This window comes from Dyella thiooxydans (assembly GCF_001641285.1).
GTDB lineage: Bacteria > Pseudomonadota > Gammaproteobacteria > Xanthomonadales > Rhodanobacteraceae > Dyella_A > Dyella_A thiooxydans.
Genome location: NZ_CP014841.1, coordinates 3,540,525 through 3,557,994 on the forward strand (window position 1 = coordinate 3,540,525; position 17,470 = coordinate 3,557,994).

The window sequence follows — 17,470 nt, forward strand, 5'->3', positions numbered from 1 at the left end:
CCCGTCAGCGCGGGGTCGCCACTCGACAAAAGTCGCAACGGAATGCGGCAGAAAAATGACGCGGTGCCGCCGCTCGGGACAGGTGATGCCCAGCGCCAGGCGGCCTGCAGGATGGCTGCGGTGCAGCATCCTCCGGCGATCGCCGTGCGCGGGATGTCCACCTTGGCGGGCACAGGCCCCACAATAGGGGTTTGCCGCGTCGGCCTTGCGCAGCGATGGCGCAGCCTCCATGGTTGCCGGCTGACCGATGTCCGCCCCCACGTCCAGGAAGAGTCCAGCCCATGTCCGAGACCCCCAAGATCATCTACACGCTCACCGACGAAGCGCCGTACCTGGCCACGCAGTCGCTGCTGCCGATCGTCCAGGCCTTCGCCGGTACCGCGGGTATAGCCGTGGAGACCCGGGACATCTCGCTGGCTGCCCGCATCCTGTCGCAGTTCCCCGAATCGCTGACCGAGCAGCAGCGCGTCGCCGACGACCTCACCGAGCTGGGTGAGCTGGCCACCACGCCGGCGGCGAACATCATCAAGCTGCCGAACATCAGCGCCTCGGTGCCGCAGCTGAAGGCGGCGATCAAAGAGCTGCAGTCGCAGGGCTACGCGTTGCCTGAGTACCCGGACGAGCCGCACGGCGACGTCGAGCTGTGGAACATCAAGGCGCGCTACGACAAGGTGAAGGGCAGTGCGGTGAACCCGGTGCTGCGCGAGGGCAATTCCGACCGCCGCGCGCCAGCCTCGGTGAAGAGCTACGCGCGCAAGCACCCGCACAGGATGGGCGCCTGGAGCAAGGATTCGAAGACCCGTGTCGCGCACATGGACGACGGCGATTTCTACGGCAGCGAGAAGTCCGTCACCGTGGACAAGGCCGGTCAGCTGAAGATCGAGTTGCTCGGCAAGGACGGCACGGTCAGCGTGCTGAAGGAGAAGGTGGCGGTGAAGGCCGGCGAAGTGGTCGATGCCGCGGTGATGAGCCGCGCCGCGCTGGCCCGCTTCGTCGATGCCGAGATCGCCCGGGTGAAGGACGAGGGCGTGCTGTTCTCGCTGCACCTGAAGGCGACCATGATGAAGGTCTCCGACCCGATCATGTTCGGCGTGGTGGTGGGTGAGTTCTACAAGGATGTGCTGGCCAAGTACGCCGACGACCTGAAGCAGGTCGGCTTCGACCGCAACAACGGCATCGGTGATCTCTACGCGCGCCTGGGCCAGCTGCCGGAAGACCGGCAAGCGGCGATCAAGGCCGACCTCGCGGCCGAATACGCCAAGCGTCCGGCGCTGGCGATGGTCAACTCGGACAAGGGCATCACCAACCTGCACGTGCCGTCGGACGTGATCGTCGACGCCTCGATGCCGGCGATGATCCGCGACTCCGGCAGGATGTGGAACGCCAAGGGCGAGCTGCAGGACGCCGTGGCGCTGATCCCGGACCGCAGCTATGCCGGCATCTACCAGGTGGTGGTCGAGGACTGCAAGGCGCACGGCGCGTTCGATCCGGCCACCATGGGCTCGGTGCCGAACGTGGGCCTGATGGCACAGAAGGCCGAGGAATACGGCTCGCACGACAAGACCTTCCAGCTCGAGGCCGACGGTACGGTGCGCGTCACCGACCAGGACGGCCGCGTGGTGTTCGAGCACGCGGTCGAGGCGGGCGACATCTGGCGCATGTGCCAGGCCAAGGACGCGCCGATCCAGGACTGGGTCAAGCTCGCCGTCACCCGCGCACGCCTGTCCGGCACCCCGGCGGTGTTCTGGCTGGACGCCAAGCGCGCGCACGACGCGCAGGTGATCGCCAAGGTCGAGCGCTACCTCAAGGACCACGACACCACTGGCCTGGACATCCGCATCCTGTCGCCGGAGGACGCCATGCGCTTCTCGCTGGAGCGCATCCGCAAGGGCGAGGACACCATCTCGGTCACCGGCAACGTGCTGCGCGACTACCTCACCGACCTGTTCCCGATCATGGAACTGGGCACCAGCGCGAAGATGCTTTCCATCGTGCCGCTGATGGCCGGCGGCGGCCTGTTCGAGACCGGCGCCGGCGGCTCGGCGCCCAAGCACGTGCAGCAGTTCGTCGAAGAGAACTACCTGCGCTGGGATTCGCTCGGCGAGTTCCTCGCGCTGCAGGCCTCGCTCGAATTCGTCGGCGACAAGACCGGCAATGCCCGGGCGAAGGTGCTGGCGAAGGCGCTGGATCGGGCCAACGGCCAGATCCTCGACAACAACCGTTCGCCAGCACGCAAGGTCGGCCAGCTCGACAACCGCGGCAGCCATTTCTACCTGGCCATGTACTGGGCGCAGGCGCTGGCCGGCCAGGACGAGGACGCCGGTTTGAAAGCGACGTTCGCCCCGCTGGCCAAGGCGCTGGCGGACAACGAGGCGACCATCGTCAGTGAGCTCAATGGCGCCCAGGGCGAGCCGGTCGACATCGGTGGCTACTACCACCCCGACCTGGCCCGGGTGAGCGAGGCGATGCGTCCCAGCGCCACGTTCAATGCGGCCATGAACGAGCTGAAATGAGAGTTGGCAGCGCGCGTTGAGCTGAAATGAAGCGGGGCGCCTTGGCGCCCCGTTTCATTGTTGGGTAGCTGCTCCGCGTGGTCAGGTAGTCGGAATCGCGTGCAGCCGGGTGGCGAGCAGATCGTCGGCGTCGACATGGTGGCATGCCTGCTTGCGACACCCACATGGGGGCGTGAACGACACATGGTGTCCCGGGTGGCCCCTGTCGGCGGTCGAGGGGCCGATGCGTCAAGCTCCCGCGGGCCGAATCTGGTGCAGTTGTTCCATCGCGTGATGGATCACCGGGAGACCTCCGCGGAGGAGGAAGAGCATCAACACCGTGAGCGCGAGGGCGAGCGTCCATGCGATCAAGCGATATGCGCCGTTGGATGATTTATCCAGAAGCTCGGTCAGCGAGACATCCCCGAAATTGCTCATCGACATGAACAGGCCCCGGAACTTCGGGTCGTCGAAGTCATCCGGATTGAGCACGAACCGGGTCTTGTCCGGTGCCTTGCCGGGCTCATGGTGGACAATCGAGAAGCGCAAGGTGGACGGGCCTCGGGATTGCCTGATCGAATCGACGGCGTAGCCCACGACATGGTTGGACGGGATGGTGGTTTTCCATAGCGGCTGCGCGAACTGGATCGCCTGGCCGGTGATGGTCATTTTTCTCCAGCTGATGCTCAGCATGTACAGGCAGACACAGCAGACGAAGACATACAGGGCTTCCGTGAGATGTATGGGCCGTGCATAGGTGCTTGCATGTCTTTCCTCGTTCACCAGATCCGGAAAGGAGACCGCGATGATCGAAATGACGATGTTGATCGTCATAATGGGTGCGAGGATCCGGGTGATGAGGGGTTGGCGGTAGGTGCGCGGCAGGATGTAGAACCTGCGCAAGTAGTTGGCACAACTATCCGCTGCATAGGGGCTATCCATCGCTCCTCCTTGAGTGCCCGCATGTTGTTGCGAGGTGGTATAAAAAAATCAGCGTCGCGACCTTAGGTTCGGGATATCGCCGTGGGTCGACCGTATTTCCGGTGGTCACTTCCCCGCTTGGCCCCGGCTCCGTTTCGCGAAGTACCATGCGTTGATCGGCAGGCGCGATTCAAGTGCCTTTGCCGCGGATGAGCGAACGTCGCGCATCGCCTGTGGTCGGAGCACCTCGATCGTGCCGGGAGGTTTCCCTGCGCCGGGCCGCGGCCTGCCATGCGGGTGTGGCTGACTCGAGCGCTTGTCGATCAACCGATCCAGGGAGAACCCACGATGCGCCGTCGCGAACTGATCAAGGCTGGTCTGCTGGGCGTGGCCGCCTTGCCGCTGCTTCCGTTTTCCTTCGCCGTCGCGGCGGACTCCGCCGATGCGTTCGCGGCGCTGGAGCGAAGCCACGGCGGTCGCCTCGGCGTGGCCGTGCTCGACACCGGCAGTGGCAAGCGGCTGTTGCACCGCGCCGACGAGCGCTTCCTGCTGTGCAGCACCGGCAAGCTGCTGGCGGTGGCTGCGGTGCTGGCGCGGGTGGATCAGGGCGAGGAGCGGCTGGACCGGCGCATCGTCTTTCGCCGCGAGGACGTGCTCGACTGGGCGCCGGTGACGCGTTCGCACGCCGGCCCGCCCGGGATGACCATCGAGGAGCTGTGCCAGGCCGCGATGATCGTCAGCGACAACACCGCGATGAACCTGCTGCTGACCACGCTCGGCGGCCCGGCCCGGCTGACCCGTTTCGTGCACGGCCTGGGCGATCCGCTCACCCGCTTCGACCGCCCCGAGCCGTCGCTCAACGTGCCCGGTCCCGGCGGCTTCGAAGACACCACCACGCCGCTGGCGATGCTCGACGACATGCGCCAGGTGCTGCTCGGCGACGTGCTGTCGCCGGCCTCGCGCGGGCGTCTGCTCGACTGGCTGCGCCACAACACCACCGGAACCGCGCAGCTGCGCGCGGGCCTGCCCGCCGGCTGGGGCGCTGGCGACAAGACCGGGGCCAGCCAGACCCAGAACAACGACGTCGCGATCGTCTGGCCACCGGGCCGCGCACCGCTGCTGATCGCCGCGTACTACGAGGGCCCGGAACTGACGGCCGAGGCGCGCAAGGCGGTGCTGGCCCAGGTAGGCGCACGGGCCGCCGGCGTGTAGCGACGGCGACGCGGCGCTTCAGCCGACGGTTGCTAGCATGCGCGTTCCCGACCGGAGATTGCGCATGCCACGGATGCACGTCCTGTTGTTCTCCTCGCTGCTGGTGGCCACTCCGCTGGTTGCGCAGGAGCTGCCTGCACCGCCCTCGACCGCCGACATTCCCGTGCTCGCGGCGGTCACCGTCAGTGGCGTGCAGCCCGGACCCGGGCTGTGGAAGGTGAGCAAGGGCGACCACGTGCTGTGGCTGCTGGGCACCACCAGCGCGTTGCCCGAGCACATGCAGTGGCGCTCGGACGAGGTGGAGCGGATCGTCGCCGACAGCCAGGAGGTGATCCGTGCGCCGCGGGTCAAGTTCAAGCTGGATGTCGGCTTCTTCGGCAAGCTGTTCCTGCTGCCTTCGGCGTTTGGCGCGCGCAAGAATCCCGACGGCAAGACGCTCGACCAGGTGCTGTCGGCGCCGCTGTATGCGCGCTGGAGCGCACTCAAGGCGCGTTACATCGGTCGTGACCACGGCATCGAGCGCTGGCGGCCGATCTTCGCCGGCATCGAGCTGTACCGGAAGGCGCTGAAGCAGAGCGGCCTGCGCAGCGGCGGCCAGATCGAGGACACCGTCGAGGGGCTGGCCAAACGGCACGGGGTGAAGATCGTCGATGCCACCTACCAGGTGGAGATCAAGGATCCACGCGGGGCGATCAAGGCGTTCAAGACCGCCGGGCCAGAGGACACCGAGTGCTTCTCGCGCACGCTGGACAGCGTCGAGCACGACTTGCCGGCAATGGCCGAGCGGGCCAATGCCTGGTCCACCGGCGACATCGCCACCCTGCGCCGGCTGCCGGACAGCCGCTTCCGCAACGCCTGCGCCGACGCGCTGACCGAGTCGGGCTTCGCCCGGCAGCTGGGGATCAGCGATCTGCCGGCGCGGGTCGATGCCACCTGGCTGGCCGCCGCGCGAAAGGCGCTGGCCAACGACACGCAGGCACTGGCCGTCCTGTCGATGGACCAGTTGCTGGCGTCGGGCAGTTACCTCGACGCGCTGAAGGCCGAGGGTTACTCGGTGCAGGCGCCGGAGGGCGATGTGGCCGAAAGTCCGGCGCCCGCGGCGTCGGTGGCGGCACCGCGCTGAACTTCGGGAGACCGCGCGGGTCCGTGCTGGGCCTGGCCGCGATGGGCGCGATCGGTACTGGTCAAGGGAATGAGTGATGCGAATGCGTGCCTGGGGGGTGGTGTTGGGTCTGGCGGCGACGCCGGCGTTCGCGCAGGTCATCCCTGCGCCGGCCGCTTCGGCGGCAAAGAATCTGGCCACGGTGGTGGTCAGCGGTGAACTGCCGGGACCGGGCCTGTGGAAGGTCAGCCGCGGGGATCACGTGCTGTGGATTCTCGGCACGCTCACGCCGCTGCCGAAGAAGATGCAATGGCAATCGAAGCAGGTCAGCGATACCGAACTGGCCGCCCAGGCGGTACTGCTTCCGCCGGGCGTGAAGATGGACGCAAAGGTCGGCTTCTTCGGCTCGTTGCTGTTGTTGCCGCGGCTGATCGGCATCCGCAACAACCCCGACGGCAAGCATCTGGCGGACGTCCTGCCGGCGGCTGACTACGCGCGCTGGCAGGCGATCAAGCCGCGCTACCTGGGCACGTCTCGCGGGGTGGAGAAATTCCGCCCGATGTTCGCCGGCTTCAAGCTCTACGACGCCGCGGTGAAGGATGCCGGTCTCGACGACACGGACGTGGCCAGCGAGCTGGTGCGCAAGCTGGCGAAGAAACACGACATCCCGCTGGTCGACACCAGCTACAAGTTCACCGTGGCGAATCCGAAGCAGGCCCTGGCCGAGTTCCGCCACGGCAGCATGAACGACACCGCCTGCTTCGAAGAACTGCTGGACCGCGTGGAGCATGGCGTGCCCCGGATGCAGGCGCGCGCCAACGCCTGGGCCACCGGCGACGTCGATGCGCTGGTCGCCATGCCGCGCGATTCCGCCGAAGGCCGGTGCACCGATGCGGTCACGGGTGCCGATTTCGCCCGGCAGCAGGGTCTGCAGGACCTGCCGGCGAAGATCATGCAGAGCTGGATGGACGCAGCCGGCAAGGCATTGGCCGAGCACCGCAGCACTCTCGCGATGCTGCCGATGGGCGACCTGCTCGCGCCGGATGGCTACCTGGCCAGGCTGAAGGCGCAGGGCTACGCGGTGGAGTCGCCCGATGCCCAGGACGCCGCCGCTGCCGCCGATGACGGTGACGAACCGGCACCGGCGGGCTCGGCCGCGCGCTGATCAGCCGGCGCTGGCCTGGTCCAGTACGGCGATCTCGTCGGTGGACAGTGCGAGCTTCGCCGCTCCAAGCAAGTCTTCCAGCTGGGTCACGCTGGTCGCGCTGGCGATCGGTGCGGTGATGCCGGGACGGGCCACCAGCCACGCCAGCGCCACCTGGGCCGGAGTGGCGCCGTGGCTGCCGGAGATCTCATCCAGCGCGGCGAGGATGCGCATGCCGCGGGCGTCCAGATACTTCCTCACCGCGCCGCCACGCGCGCTGCTCTTGCCCAGGTCGGCGGTGCTGCGGTACTTGCCGGTGAGAAAGCCGCTGGCCAGCGCGTAGTAGCAGATCACGCCCACGTTCTCGCGTCGGACCAGCGGCTCGAGCGCGGCCTCGTAGCCGGCGCGGTCGGCCAGGTTGTACTGCGGTTGCAGGGTTTCGTAGCGCGGCAGGCCGTGTTCGCGGGCGATCGTCAGCGATTCGGCGAAGCGCTCGGCGGAGTAGTTGGAGGCGCCGATCGCGCGCACCTTGCCTTGCTCGATCAGCCGTCCGAACGCGCCCAGCGTCTCGGCCAGCGGCACGCCTGCGTCGTCGGCGTGGGCCTGGTACAGGTCGATTTGGTCGATCTGCAGGCGCCGCAGCGAGCCCTCGACGGCCTGCTCGATGTTCACCGGCGACAGACCCGGCTGCTCCACCCACTTGCCGACCTTGGTGGCGATCACCACGCGGTCGCGCTTGCCGCTGCGCTTGAGCCACTTGCCGATGATCGTCTCCGATTCGCCCCCACGGTTGCCGGGTACCCACGAGGAGTACATGTCCGCGGTGTCGATCAGGTTGAAGCCGGCATCGACGAAGGCGTCCAGCAACTCGAAGGACGTTGCCTCGTCGGCGCTCCAGCCGAACACGTTGCCGCCGAAGGCGAGCGGGGCAATGGATAACGCGGATCTGCCAAGTGGACGCCTATGCACGAGTGAACTCTCCGGTCGGTGGAAAGGGGCAAGCATGCACGCGCCCGGGAAAAGAAACGTGATGCATCCCCGGCGACGGCCGGTCGGACGTCTGCCGGGTGCCGGTCAGCGCGGCGCCGCCAGCCGCGGCCAGACCACCGCCGTCACGCAGCGCTTCAACGCGGCGGATCCGGACTTTCTGGCACCGCTTTCGTCACGCCCCGTGTCCGGGCGGCTGTCGGGGACCCAGGCCAGGTCCTCTTTCCGCACGACATGGCCGTGCAGGATCAGCAGGTCTTTCCAGAGCGAATTCATGGAGCCTCCTGGAGAGTGCAACTTTGTGGATGCTCAAGATAGATGCGCAGCAAGTGGCCAAAAAGCGATAAATTGGCAAGCGTGACTTGAGGAATTTTCAATATGGGCAAATTGCCGTTGGGGCTGCTCCAGCAGTTCGTGCTGGTCGCCAGGCTGGGCAACCTGTCGCGCGCGGCCGAGCAGGCGAATCTCACGGTGAGCGCTCTCAGTCACCAGATGCGCCAGCTCGAGGAGCGGCTGGAGCGCCGCCTGCTCGTACGCGGGCCGCGTGGTGTGACGCTGACGGTGGACGGGCAGCGACTGCTCGAGGCTCTGGGCGAACATTTCGACGGCATCGAGCGCGCGCTTGCACGGTTCCGGACGCCCGGCGATCACGCCCTCCGGCTCAGCGCCAGCCCGGGTCTCATGTCCAGCTGGCTGGTGCCGCGCCTGCCCCGGCTGGTCGCGGCACATCCGGAACTGGAGCTCAGCCTGCAGTCCGGCTCCGCCCTGGTGGACTTCGAACGCGAACCGGTCGACGCCGCCATGCGCTACGGTCGCGGCGAGTGGGCCGGGCTGCACAGCGAGCGCCTGTTCGACGAATGGATCGCGCCGGTGGCGGCCCCGGAGCTGGTGGCCCGGATGGCTGGCACGGACGTGCACGATCTGTCGCGCTGGCCGCTGCTCGGTGATCCCAATCCGGCCAATCGCTGGCGCGACTGGTTCGCCCATTACGGCGGCGAGCTGCCGCACCGCTACGTCGCGCACTTCGACAGCTTCGAGGCACAACGTCATGCCGCGCTGGAGGGGCTGGGCGTCGCCATGGGGCGCATGGTGATGTCCAAGTCGCTGATCGATGCCGGCCGCCTGGTGGTGCTGGGCGAGCGCTACCTGCCTGTGTCGGATGCCTACTGGCTGGTGTATCCCCCGCGCTCGCTGGAGCACCGCGGCTTCGCCACGTTCCGCGAATGGCTGCTCGCCGAGGCGGACACGTATTGCCGCCAGTTGCCCGGACCTCGCCCGGGCGGTGGTGCCGGCTAGGCAGGTCCGTCGCCCGCCCCGGCCCCGACGGCGGGCCGGTTGCGCGCCCGCGCGGCAGCCGCCCGGCGTATTGCTGCGGATGTCCTCTGCCTTTGGAGTATCGGGTCACCCCCGCAAGATCCCCTGACGCAAACCTGCGGTAGACAGGCCGCGGCTTCGCCGGCCTGCTCCGCGCGCGTCCCCGCAATGAGCCAAATCTGCAGCAGCGGGTGTTGCGGAATGAGCACACCCGCCGGGGCGACTGCGCCCTGCCGGTGATCATGATCTGGGCGCAAGCACATGAATCGTCGATGGATTCGGCGACTGTCCGGGCGATGGCACGGCGCCTGCAGCGCAGAGGTCACGTTTTCCGGCGGCGGCGCCCTCGGCGGCCCGCTCCGTTCCACGGCAGACAAAGGGAATCCACCATGCGAAACCGTTTCGTTCGTTCCCGTCCATGGTCGATCGTGCTCGGGCTGGGACTGGGCCTGACCGCGGCCGGCGCCCTGGCCAATGACGCGCTGATGCAGCTGGCGAAGGACCCCAACCAGTGGGTGATGCCGTCGGGCAGCTACACCGCCCAGCGCTACAGCGCGCTGGACCAGATCACCACCGACAACGTGAAGAACCTGCACGTGGCCTGGACCATGTCGTCCGGATCGCTGCGCGGCCACGAAGGCCAGCCGCTGGTGGTCGGCAACATGCTGTACTTCGAAAGCTCCTACCCGAACCACGTCTACGCGGTGTCGCTGGACGACCCGGGCAAGATCGTCTGGAGCTTTACCCCGGACCAGAACAAGTTCGCGCCGTCGGTGGCCTGCTGCGACGTGGTCAACCGCGGACCGGCCTACGGCGACGGGATGATTTTCGCCAATGCGCTGGACGGCAATCTCTACGCGCTGGACGCCAAGACCGGCAAGGTGGTGTGGAAGGCGCAGAACGCCGACCCGATGATCGGCCAGACCCAGACCATGGCGCCGATCGTGATCAAGGACAAGGTGATCACCGGCGTGTCCGGCGCCGAGTACGGCGTGCACGGCTACATCACCGCCAACGACATCAAGACCGGCAAGCAGCTGTGGCGCGCCTACAGCACCGGGCCGGACGACCAGCTGATGTTCAATCCGAGGAAGACCATCGACGGTGCCACGCAGAAACCGGTGGGCAAGGACTCCAGCCTGAAGTCCTGGCAGGGCGACCAGTGGAAGCTCGGCGGCGGCACCACCTGGGGCTGGTACACCTACGACCCCAAGCTCAACCTGCTGTACTACGGCACCGGCAACCCCGGCACCTGGAACCCGACCCAGCGCCCCGGCGACAACAAGTATTCGATGTCGGTGATCGCGCGTAACCCGGACACCGGCGAGGCCAAGTGGGTATTCCAGATGACCCCGCACGACGGCTGGGACTACGACGGCGTCAACGAGAGCATCCTCACCGACACGAAGATCGACGGCCGCACCGTACCGACGCTCACCCACTTCGACCGCAACGGCTTCGCCTACGTGTGGGACCGCTCCAACGGCAAGCTGCTCGCCGCGCACAAGTTCGACCCGGTGGTGAACTGGGCCACCGGCATCGACATGAAGACCGGCCGGCCGATGGTCGACCCGGCCAAGATGACCAGGGAAGGCGTCAACGTGAAGGACATCTGCCCGTCCTCGCAGGGCTCGAAGGACCAGCAGCCGGCCTCCTACGACCCGAACACCGGCCTGTTCTACGTGCCGACCAACCACGTCTGCATGGACTACCAGGCGTTCAACGTGAAGTACAAGGCCGGCTTCCCGTACGTCGGCGCGCTGGTGAACATGTATCCGGCGAACCATGGCGACGTGGGCGGCCGCTTCATCGCCTTCGACGCCGCCACTGGCCAGACCAAGTGGGCGATCAACGACCGCTTCCAGGACTGGTCCGGCGTGCTGACCACCAAGGGCGGCCTGGCCTTCTACGGTACGCTGACCGGCTGGTTCCGCGCGGTCGACCTGAAGACCGGCAAGGTGCTGTGGCAGTTCAAGTGCCCGTCCGGAATCATCGGCAACCCGATCACCTACACGCATGACGGCAAGCAGTACGTCGCGATCTTGAGCGGCGTCGGCGGCTGGGCGGCGATCGGCCTGTCGAACAACCTCACCAAGGCGACCGAAGGCCTCGGTGCGGTCGGCGCCACCGCCACCCTCGGCGACTACACCAACCTCGGCGGCACCTTGATGGTGTTTGCCCTGAACTGATCCGCGAACCGGCGCCATGCCTCCGCAAGGGGGCGTGGCGCCACCGTGTCCATATCGCCGGGAGACCGCCATGAGCACCTGCAAGCCCACCTTCCTCGCCACCGGCCTGCTGGTACTGCTGGCCGCCGTCGTGCCGGCCCACGCCAGCGGCCAGCTCAAGGTCTGCGCCGATCCGGACTACCTGCCGTACTCCAACCAGGCCGGCCAGGGTTTCGAGAACGCCGTCGCGCAATACGTGGCCAAACAGCTCGGTGCCACCGTCGACTACACCTGGGCCGACTCGCGCGGTCACGGCGGCTACTCCGAGTGGCTGGCGCGCAATCTCGACAGCGGGCACTGCGACGTGGTGATGAGCATGCCGTACGGCAACCAGGAGGAGCTCACCACCGATCCCTACTACGTGTCCTCCTACGTGTTCGTGTTCAAGAAGGACAAGGGTTACGACCTCACCGACCTCAACTCGCCGGACCTGCACAAGCTGAAGATCGGCTTCGAGTCCGACACGCCGGTGGAAGCGGGCCTGCAGCTGCGCGGCATGGTCCAGGCCGCCAAGGCCTATGACGTCGGCGGCAAGGCCGGGGTTTCGCCGCGCAGCGTGCTGGACGACCTGGAGAGCGGAAAGATCGACGTGATGATCACCTGGCAACCGGCGATCGGCGCCTTCCTCAAGGACTATCCCGATCTCACCACGGTGACCCTGCCCAACTCGCGCGCCACCGGATCGCCGGAGATGTACACCTTCCCGATGTCGATGGCGGTGCGCCAGGGCGACACCGCGCTCAAGCAGCGGCTGGACCGGCTGATCAAGGCCCACGACGGCGAGCTGAAGGCGATCCTGCGCCAGCACGGCGTGGAGACCCATCCCGAGCCCGCCGCCGGCATGGACGGCATGGCCAACCTCTGACCCCTTTTTGCCCGATGGAGCCCGTGCCCATGCATCGTCCCCTGCTGCGCTGTCTGTCCCTGCTCGGCCTTACCCTCGGCGTGGCCGCTCCGCTCGTTGCCCGTGCGGGGGATGGAGGCATGTCGCTGGGAGAGACCAAGGCGCGCGCCAGCAACTGCTTCGCCTGCCACGCGATCGACCACAAGCTGGTGGGACCGGCCTACGACGCGGTGGCCGACCGCTACCGCGGCAAGGGCGGGGCGACGGTCGCGATGCTGGTGAAGAAGATCAAGGAGGGTGGCGCGGGCAACTGGGGCGACATCGCGATGACCGCGCATCCGGAGCTCAGCGATGCGGACATCACCGAGATGGTGCACTGGATCCTCTCGCTGCACGGCCAGCCCTCCGAAGCCAAGGCCAACCAGCCGGCCGCGACACAGGGGGAGAGCCATACCTACAAGACCCCCGACGGCAAGCCGGTGACCACCGACTTCGCCGTCTTCACCGGGCCGGACCAGAAGCAGGTGACCGATGCGGTGTTCCACGGCTACGAGCAGTACAACTCCTACTGCTTTCGCTGCCACGGCGGCGATGCGATCGGCGGCGAATACGCGCCGGATCTGCGCAAGTCGCTGGAGGGCGGTATGACCTGGCAGCAGTTCCTCAGCACCGCGATGGCCGGGCGCCAGGCCAAGGGCATGCCGTCGTGGGCCGGCTTCTTCGAGGAGAAGGACATCCGCGCGATCTACGACTACATCAAGGCACGCCAGCTCGACCTGGTGCCGCCGGGCCGTCCGCCCAGCGCGCAGGACTGAAGGCCGTTTGCCATAGCGGGCACGGGCTTGGGACCATCCGCCTTCCCCCGTTCCGTTCCAACCATCGAGGAGTCGCATCCATGAAATCCAGAGCCGCCGTCGCCTGGGAAGCAGGCAAGCCGCTGAGCATCGAGCAGGTCGACGTGGAGGGGCCCAAGGCCGGCGAAGTGCTGGTGCGCATCGTCGCCACCGGCGTGTGCCATACCGATGCCTACACCCTGTCCGGCGCCGATCCGGAAGGCGCCTTCCCGGCCATCCTCGGCCACGAGGGCGGCGGCATCGTCGAGGAAGTGGGGCCGGGGGTCACCTCGGTGAAGCCGGGCGACCACGTGATCCCCCTGTACACGCCCGAATGCGGCGAGTGCGAGTACTGCCGCTCCGGCAAGACCAACCTGTGCCAGAAGATCCGCCTCACCCAGGGCAAGGGCCTGATGCCGGACGGCACCTCGCGCTTCTCGATCAACGGCAAGACCATCCTGCACTACATGGGCACCAGCACGTTCTCCGAGTACACCGTGCTGCCGGAGATCTCGCTGGCGAAGATCAACCCGGCCGCGCCGCTGGACAAGGTGTGCCTGCTCGGCTGCGGCATCACCACCGGCATCGGCGCGGTGCTCAACACCGCCAAGGTCACACCCGGTTCCACCGTGGCGGTGTTCGGCATGGGCGGCATCGGTCTGTCGGTGGTGCAGGGGGCAGTGATGGCCAAGGCCTCGCGCATCCTCTGCGTGGACATCAACCCGTCGAAGTGGGAGATGGCCAAGGCGCTGGGCGCCACCGACTTCGTCAACCCCAAGGACTACCCGGACACGCCGATCCAGCAGGTCATCGTCGACATGACCAACGGCGGCGTGGACTACTCGTTCGAGTGCATCGGCAACGTCCACGTGATGCGCTCGGCGCTGGAGTGCTGCCACAAGGGCTGGGGCGAGTCGACCATCATCGGCGTGGCCGGTGCCGGCCAGGAGATCTCCACCCGGCCGTTCCAGCTGGTCACCGGCCGCGTCTGGCGCGGCTCCGCGTTCGGCGGCGTGAAGGGTCGCAGCCAGCTGCCCGGCTACGTCGAGCGCTATCTCAAGGGCGAGATCAAGATCGACGAGATGATCACCGAGGTGATGCCGCTGGAGGACATCAACCGCGCCTTCGACCTGATGCACGAGGGCAAGGTGATCCGCTCGGTGATCAAGTACTGACCGGACGCCGCCGGAGCGCCGCCGCGGCGGCGTTCCAGCGGCCTCGGCCTTCCGTCGTGTTCCGCACATCCACTGGAGGTCACACCATGGCAAGCGTCTCGATCCATCCCGCCGTCGACCACGGCGTCAAACCCGGCAAGGACGGTTTCGGCGGAGGCACGCTCACCTGCCTGTGCGCGGACAAGCCGGTGAAGGTGAAAGTGGGCGCACAGACCGCGCACAACCACGTCTGCGGCTGCAGCAAGTGCTGGAAGCCGAAAGGCGCGGTGTTCGCGCAGATCGCCGTGGTCGGCCGCGACAAGGTCGAGGTGCTGGAGAACGGCGACAAGCTGGCCATCGTCGACGCCAGCGCGGCGATCCAGCGCCATGCCTGCAAGGTCTGCGGCACCCACATGATTGGCCGCATCGAGAACAGGGACCATCCGTTCTACGGGCTGGACTTCGTGCACACCGAGCTGTCGAAGGAAGACGGCTGGGCGGCACCGGGCTTCGCCGCCTTCGTCTCCTCGATCATCGAGTCCGGCTACAACCCGGCCGGCATGGATGCGGTGCGGGCGCGCCTCAACGAGCTCGGCCTGCCGCCGTACGACTGCCTGTCGCCGCCGCTGATGGACGCCATCGCCACGCATACGGCCAAGGCCAGGGGCACGCTGTACAAGGGGGCGTGAGTCGCGTCGCGAGCAGCGGGCCGTTCGACCAAGGTCGCCTTGGGCGGGCGGCCGGGCGGTTGGGATGATCGGCGTCCGAGCTTTCGTCGAACGGAACGAGCTGTCCATGCCGAGCCGCCGCATCACAGGGACGTGTGCCGCCAACGCCCGCCGCGCGTGCAAGCTCGTCGGACGCTTGGGGTTGGCCGCGCTCTGCCTGGCGGCCAGCCCGCGTGTGCTGGCCGATCGCCCGGTCAAGCAGTTCCGCGAAGTGAAGGTGATCGCGATCGCGCCGCTGCCCGGCTTCGAGGTGCCGCCGCTGCAGATCCCGCTCAACGTGCAGAGCGCGCAGGCCGACGACATGGCGCAGCTGCACGGGCAGGCGGTCACCGGCCTGCTGGAGGCGAACTTCCAGGGCGTGAGCCTCACCCAGTCACAGGGCAACCCGTGGCAGGCCAACCTGATCTTCCACGGCTACACGCTGTCGCCGCTGCTCGGCTCGCCGTCGGGCATCTCGGTGTATTTCGACGGCGTGCGCCAGAACGAGCCGTTCGCCGAGACGATGAACTGGGAGTCGATCCCCGACTTCGCCGTGCGCGACGTCGAGCTGGTGCCGGGCTCCAACCCGCTGTACGGCCTGAACACGCTGGCTGGTGCGCTGCTGGTGACCAGCAAGAGCGGCTTCACCGATCCGGGCGGCACGGTGGATGTCTCCGGTGGCTCGTGGGGACGGATCCAGGCGGACGCCAGCTTCGGCGCGCATGGCCGCACCGGGGCGATCTTCGTCGGTGCGGCGAACGACTACGAGCGCGGCTGGCGGGAGTATTCGCCCAGCCGGGTACAGCAGGCCTTCGTGCGCGGCGACTGGCGGCCGGACGAGAACACCTCGCTGATGCTCGGCTACACCGGCACGGCCGGACGCCTGTCCGGCACGCAGTCGTTGCCGCTGGAATGGATCGATACGCCGAAGGTCGGCTTCACCTGGCCGGACCACTTCCGCAACCGCCTCAATGCGTTCACCGCGCAGGCCACGCATGAGCTCGGCGCCGACTGGGCGGTGCAGGCGAACGGCTACCTGCGGCTGTCGCGCAGCAGCAGCTTCAATTCCAACACCAACGACTTCGCCGCCTACGATCCGGCCGCGGACGGGCCGCTCGGCTATGTGGTCGACGGCACCTACGATCCGTCCTCGGTCGGCCAGTTCTGGTATGCCGGGGTGAGCCCGGCCTACGACCCGGCGAACCCGCAGGCGACGATCAACAACGTGCCGGCCAGCAACGTGCTCGGCCAGGTGCGCACACGCGGCTACGGCTTTTCGCTGCAGGCGGTGGACAGCGCGGCACTCGCCGGTCACGACAACCAGCTCACCGTCGGCGTGAGCCTGGATGCGGGCGCCAGCGATTTCACCCAGTTCGCCCAGCCGGCCTATTTCCCGCTCGATCCGGCACGGCGCGGCGAAGCGATCGGGCTAGCGCCGTTCGTGCTCGATCCGCTGACGAATGCCGGTGCGACCAACCGCAGCATCGGCGTGTACGCGATGGACGTGTTCGCGCTCACGCCGGCGGTGCACCTCAGTGCCGGCGGACGCTACAACCTCAGCCGGCTGGCGGTGACCGACCGCTCCGGCAGCGAGCCGGACATCAACGGCCGCCAGCGCTTCCACCGCTTCAACCCGAGCCTCGGCGTCACCTGGAATCCGTCACCGGCGTTCGGCCTCTACGCCAACTACGACGAGGGCATGCGCACGCCCACGCCGATCGAGTTCGAATGCGCCGACCCGGCGGCCCCCTGCGCGCTGCCCAACGACTTCACCGGCGATCCGCCGCTCAAGCCGGTGGTGGTGCGTACGCTGAGCGGTGGCCTGCGCGGCAGCACCGCCGACGGCCGGTTGCGCTGGAACGTGTCGCCCTACCTGAGCCGGGCCAGCAACGACATCCTCACCGTGTTCACCGGCGGCAGCTCGCAGGGCTACTTCGCCAACGTGCAGGGCACGCGCCGGCGCGGCGTCGACCTGGGGCTGGGCGGCGAACGCGGCCGGCTGGAGTGGCAGGCCAACCTCAGCCTGGTGCGGGCCACCTACGACGCGTCGTTCGAGACGGTGAGCGGCGCCAATTCGAGTGCCGACTCCGAAGGGGTGATCCGGGTGCGCCGCGGCGACCGCCTGCCCGGGGTGCCGGAGCGATTGCTGAACCTGTCGGGCGAATACCGGCTGACGTCGCGGTGGTCGTTCGGCGCCAACCTGCGCGCGTATTCCGGGCAGTTCGTGGTGGGCGACGAGAACAATGCCGACCGCCACGGTGCGCTGCCCGGATACGGCGTGGTCTCGCTGGACCTGCATTACCGGCCGAGCCGCGCGCTGGCCTTCTTCGCCAGCGTCGACAACCTGTTCGATCGCCGCTACGTCAACGGCGGCCTGCTCAGCACCAACGTGTTCGACACGCCGAGCCGCCTGATCGACACCACCGGTTCGGGCACGCCCACGCTGTTCGTGGCGCCGGGGGCACCGCGCTCGTTCCTGCTCGGGGTGAGCTACGCCTTCGGCGGCGCGGCCGCGGACGACGACTGAGCGCG

At 67.7% G+C, this 17,470-nt stretch carries 14 protein-coding genes; 11 read left to right on the plus strand and 3 right to left on the minus strand.

The genetic code is table 11. The features are described from left to right. Positions 1–281 precede the first annotated feature (281 nt). Positions 282–2,513: an NADP-dependent isocitrate dehydrogenase gene (locus ATSB10_RS15895; RefSeq protein ID WP_063673708.1), complete on the plus strand. Its 2,232-nt coding sequence runs from the start codon at positions 282–284 to the stop codon at positions 2,511–2,513. A gap of 228 nt (positions 2,514–2,741) precedes the next feature. On the opposite strand, the gene ATSB10_RS15900 is transcribed toward ATSB10_RS15895, so the two are convergent. Further along, complete coding sequence (locus ATSB10_RS15900; protein ID WP_063673709.1) at positions 2,742–3,434, minus strand: hypothetical protein; 693 nt, start codon at positions 3,432–3,434, stop codon at positions 2,742–2,744. Positions 3,435–3,761: 327 nt separating this feature from the next. Between ATSB10_RS15900 and bla the strand changes: the two genes are divergently transcribed. The 3 genes from bla to ATSB10_RS15915 all read left to right on the plus strand — a co-directional run bounded on the left by bla (position 3,762) and on the right by ATSB10_RS15915 (position 6,892). Beyond that, complete coding sequence (gene bla / locus ATSB10_RS15905; protein ID WP_063673710.1) at positions 3,762–4,625, plus strand: class A beta-lactamase; 864 nt, start codon at positions 3,762–3,764, stop codon at positions 4,623–4,625. 64 nt (positions 4,626–4,689) lie between these two features. Further along, positions 4,690–5,748, plus strand: a complete 1,059-nt coding sequence (locus ATSB10_RS15910; RefSeq protein WP_063673711.1) for a TraB/GumN family protein — start codon at positions 4,690–4,692, stop codon at positions 5,746–5,748. Between the two features lie 76 nt (positions 5,749–5,824). After that, positions 5,825–6,892 (plus strand): TraB/GumN family protein, encoded by a 1,068-nt coding sequence (locus tag ATSB10_RS15915; RefSeq protein ID WP_063673712.1) that lies wholly within the window; start codon positions 5,825–5,827, stop codon positions 6,890–6,892. Here ATSB10_RS15915 and ATSB10_RS15920 read toward each other — a convergent pair whose 3' ends face one another. Both ATSB10_RS15920 and ATSB10_RS15925 read right to left on the minus strand, forming a co-directional pair. After that, positions 6,893–7,840: an aldo/keto reductase gene (locus tag ATSB10_RS15920; RefSeq protein WP_083966262.1), complete on the minus strand. Its 948-nt coding sequence runs from the start codon at positions 7,838–7,840 to the stop codon at positions 6,893–6,895. It abuts the gene before it with no gap. 105 nt (positions 7,841–7,945) lie between these two features. Next, complete coding sequence (locus ATSB10_RS15925) at positions 7,946–8,134, minus strand: hypothetical protein (RefSeq protein ID WP_063673714.1); 189 nt, start codon at positions 8,132–8,134, stop codon at positions 7,946–7,948. Positions 8,135–8,236: 102 nt separating this feature from the next. Here ATSB10_RS15925 and ATSB10_RS15930 point away from each other — a divergent pair, with 102 nt between their 5' ends. The 7 genes from ATSB10_RS15930 (at position 8,237) to ATSB10_RS15960 (ending at position 17,465) form a co-directional block, all read left to right on the plus strand. Beyond that, complete coding sequence (locus ATSB10_RS15930) at positions 8,237–9,154, plus strand: LysR substrate-binding domain-containing protein (protein WP_063673715.1); 918 nt, start codon at positions 8,237–8,239, stop codon at positions 9,152–9,154. A 407-nt stretch (positions 9,155–9,561) separates the two neighbouring features. After that, positions 9,562–11,361 carry a methanol/ethanol family PQQ-dependent dehydrogenase gene (locus ATSB10_RS15935; protein WP_063673716.1) on the plus strand — a complete coding sequence of 600 codons (1,800 nt, stop codon included), beginning with the start codon at positions 9,562–9,564 and terminating at the stop codon, positions 11,359–11,361. 70 nt (positions 11,362–11,431) lie between these two features. Continuing rightward, positions 11,432–12,265 (plus strand): transporter substrate-binding domain-containing protein, encoded by an 834-nt coding sequence (locus tag ATSB10_RS15940; protein ID WP_063673717.1) that lies wholly within the window; start codon positions 11,432–11,434, stop codon positions 12,263–12,265. A gap of 29 nt (positions 12,266–12,294) precedes the next feature. After that, positions 12,295–13,059, plus strand: a complete 765-nt coding sequence (locus ATSB10_RS19475) for a c-type cytochrome (RefSeq protein ID WP_063673718.1) — start codon at positions 12,295–12,297, stop codon at positions 13,057–13,059. An 80-nt stretch (positions 13,060–13,139) separates the two neighbouring features. Then, positions 13,140–14,252, plus strand: a complete 1,113-nt coding sequence (locus tag ATSB10_RS15950; protein ID WP_063673719.1) for an S-(hydroxymethyl)glutathione dehydrogenase/class III alcohol dehydrogenase — start codon at positions 13,140–13,142, stop codon at positions 14,250–14,252. A gap of 86 nt (positions 14,253–14,338) precedes the next feature. Then, positions 14,339–14,920, plus strand: coding sequence for an S-(hydroxymethyl)glutathione synthase (gfa, locus tag ATSB10_RS15955; protein ID WP_063673720.1), 582 nt, complete (start codon positions 14,339–14,341; stop codon positions 14,918–14,920). Between the two features lie 106 nt (positions 14,921–15,026). Continuing rightward, positions 15,027–17,465, plus strand: coding sequence for a TonB-dependent receptor (locus tag ATSB10_RS15960; protein ID WP_169816725.1), 2,439 nt, complete (start codon positions 15,027–15,029; stop codon positions 17,463–17,465). Positions 17,466–17,470: the final 5 nt, after the last annotated feature.

What these genes read in the sequence shown, in the direction of transcription:
- gfa (WP_063673720.1), top strand. Translation starts at nt 14,339, where the DNA reads ATGGCAAGCGTCTCGATCCATCCCGCCGTCGACCACGGCGTCAAACCC.
- ATSB10_RS15930 (WP_063673715.1), top strand. Translation starts at nt 8,237, where the DNA reads ATGGGCAAATTGCCGTTGGGGCTGCTCCAGCAGTTCGTGCTGGTCGCC.
- ATSB10_RS15915 (WP_063673712.1), top strand. Translation starts at nt 5,825, where the DNA reads ATGCGAATGCGTGCCTGGGGGGTGGTGTTGGGTCTGGCGGCGACGCCG.
- ATSB10_RS19475 (WP_063673718.1), top strand. Translation starts at nt 12,295, where the DNA reads ATGCATCGTCCCCTGCTGCGCTGTCTGTCCCTGCTCGGCCTTACCCTC.
- ATSB10_RS15940 (WP_063673717.1), top strand. Translation starts at nt 11,432, where the DNA reads ATGAGCACCTGCAAGCCCACCTTCCTCGCCACCGGCCTGCTGGTACTG.
- bla (WP_063673710.1), top strand. Translation starts at nt 3,762, where the DNA reads ATGCGCCGTCGCGAACTGATCAAGGCTGGTCTGCTGGGCGTGGCCGCC.
- ATSB10_RS15935 (WP_063673716.1), top strand. Translation starts at nt 9,562, where the DNA reads ATGCGAAACCGTTTCGTTCGTTCCCGTCCATGGTCGATCGTGCTCGGG.
- ATSB10_RS15910 (WP_063673711.1), top strand. Translation starts at nt 4,690, where the DNA reads ATGCCACGGATGCACGTCCTGTTGTTCTCCTCGCTGCTGGTGGCCACT.
- ATSB10_RS15950 (WP_063673719.1), top strand. Translation starts at nt 13,140, where the DNA reads ATGAAATCCAGAGCCGCCGTCGCCTGGGAAGCAGGCAAGCCGCTGAGC.
- ATSB10_RS15895 (WP_063673708.1), top strand. Translation starts at nt 282, where the DNA reads ATGTCCGAGACCCCCAAGATCATCTACACGCTCACCGACGAAGCGCCG.
- ATSB10_RS15900 (WP_063673709.1), bottom strand. Translation starts at nt 3,434, where the DNA reads ATGGATAGCCCCTATGCAGCGGATAGTTGTGCCAACTACTTGCGCAGG.
- ATSB10_RS15960 (WP_169816725.1), top strand. Translation starts at nt 15,027, where the DNA reads ATGCCGAGCCGCCGCATCACAGGGACGTGTGCCGCCAACGCCCGCCGC.
- ATSB10_RS15925 (WP_063673714.1), bottom strand. Translation starts at nt 8,134, where the DNA reads ATGAATTCGCTCTGGAAAGACCTGCTGATCCTGCACGGCCATGTCGTG.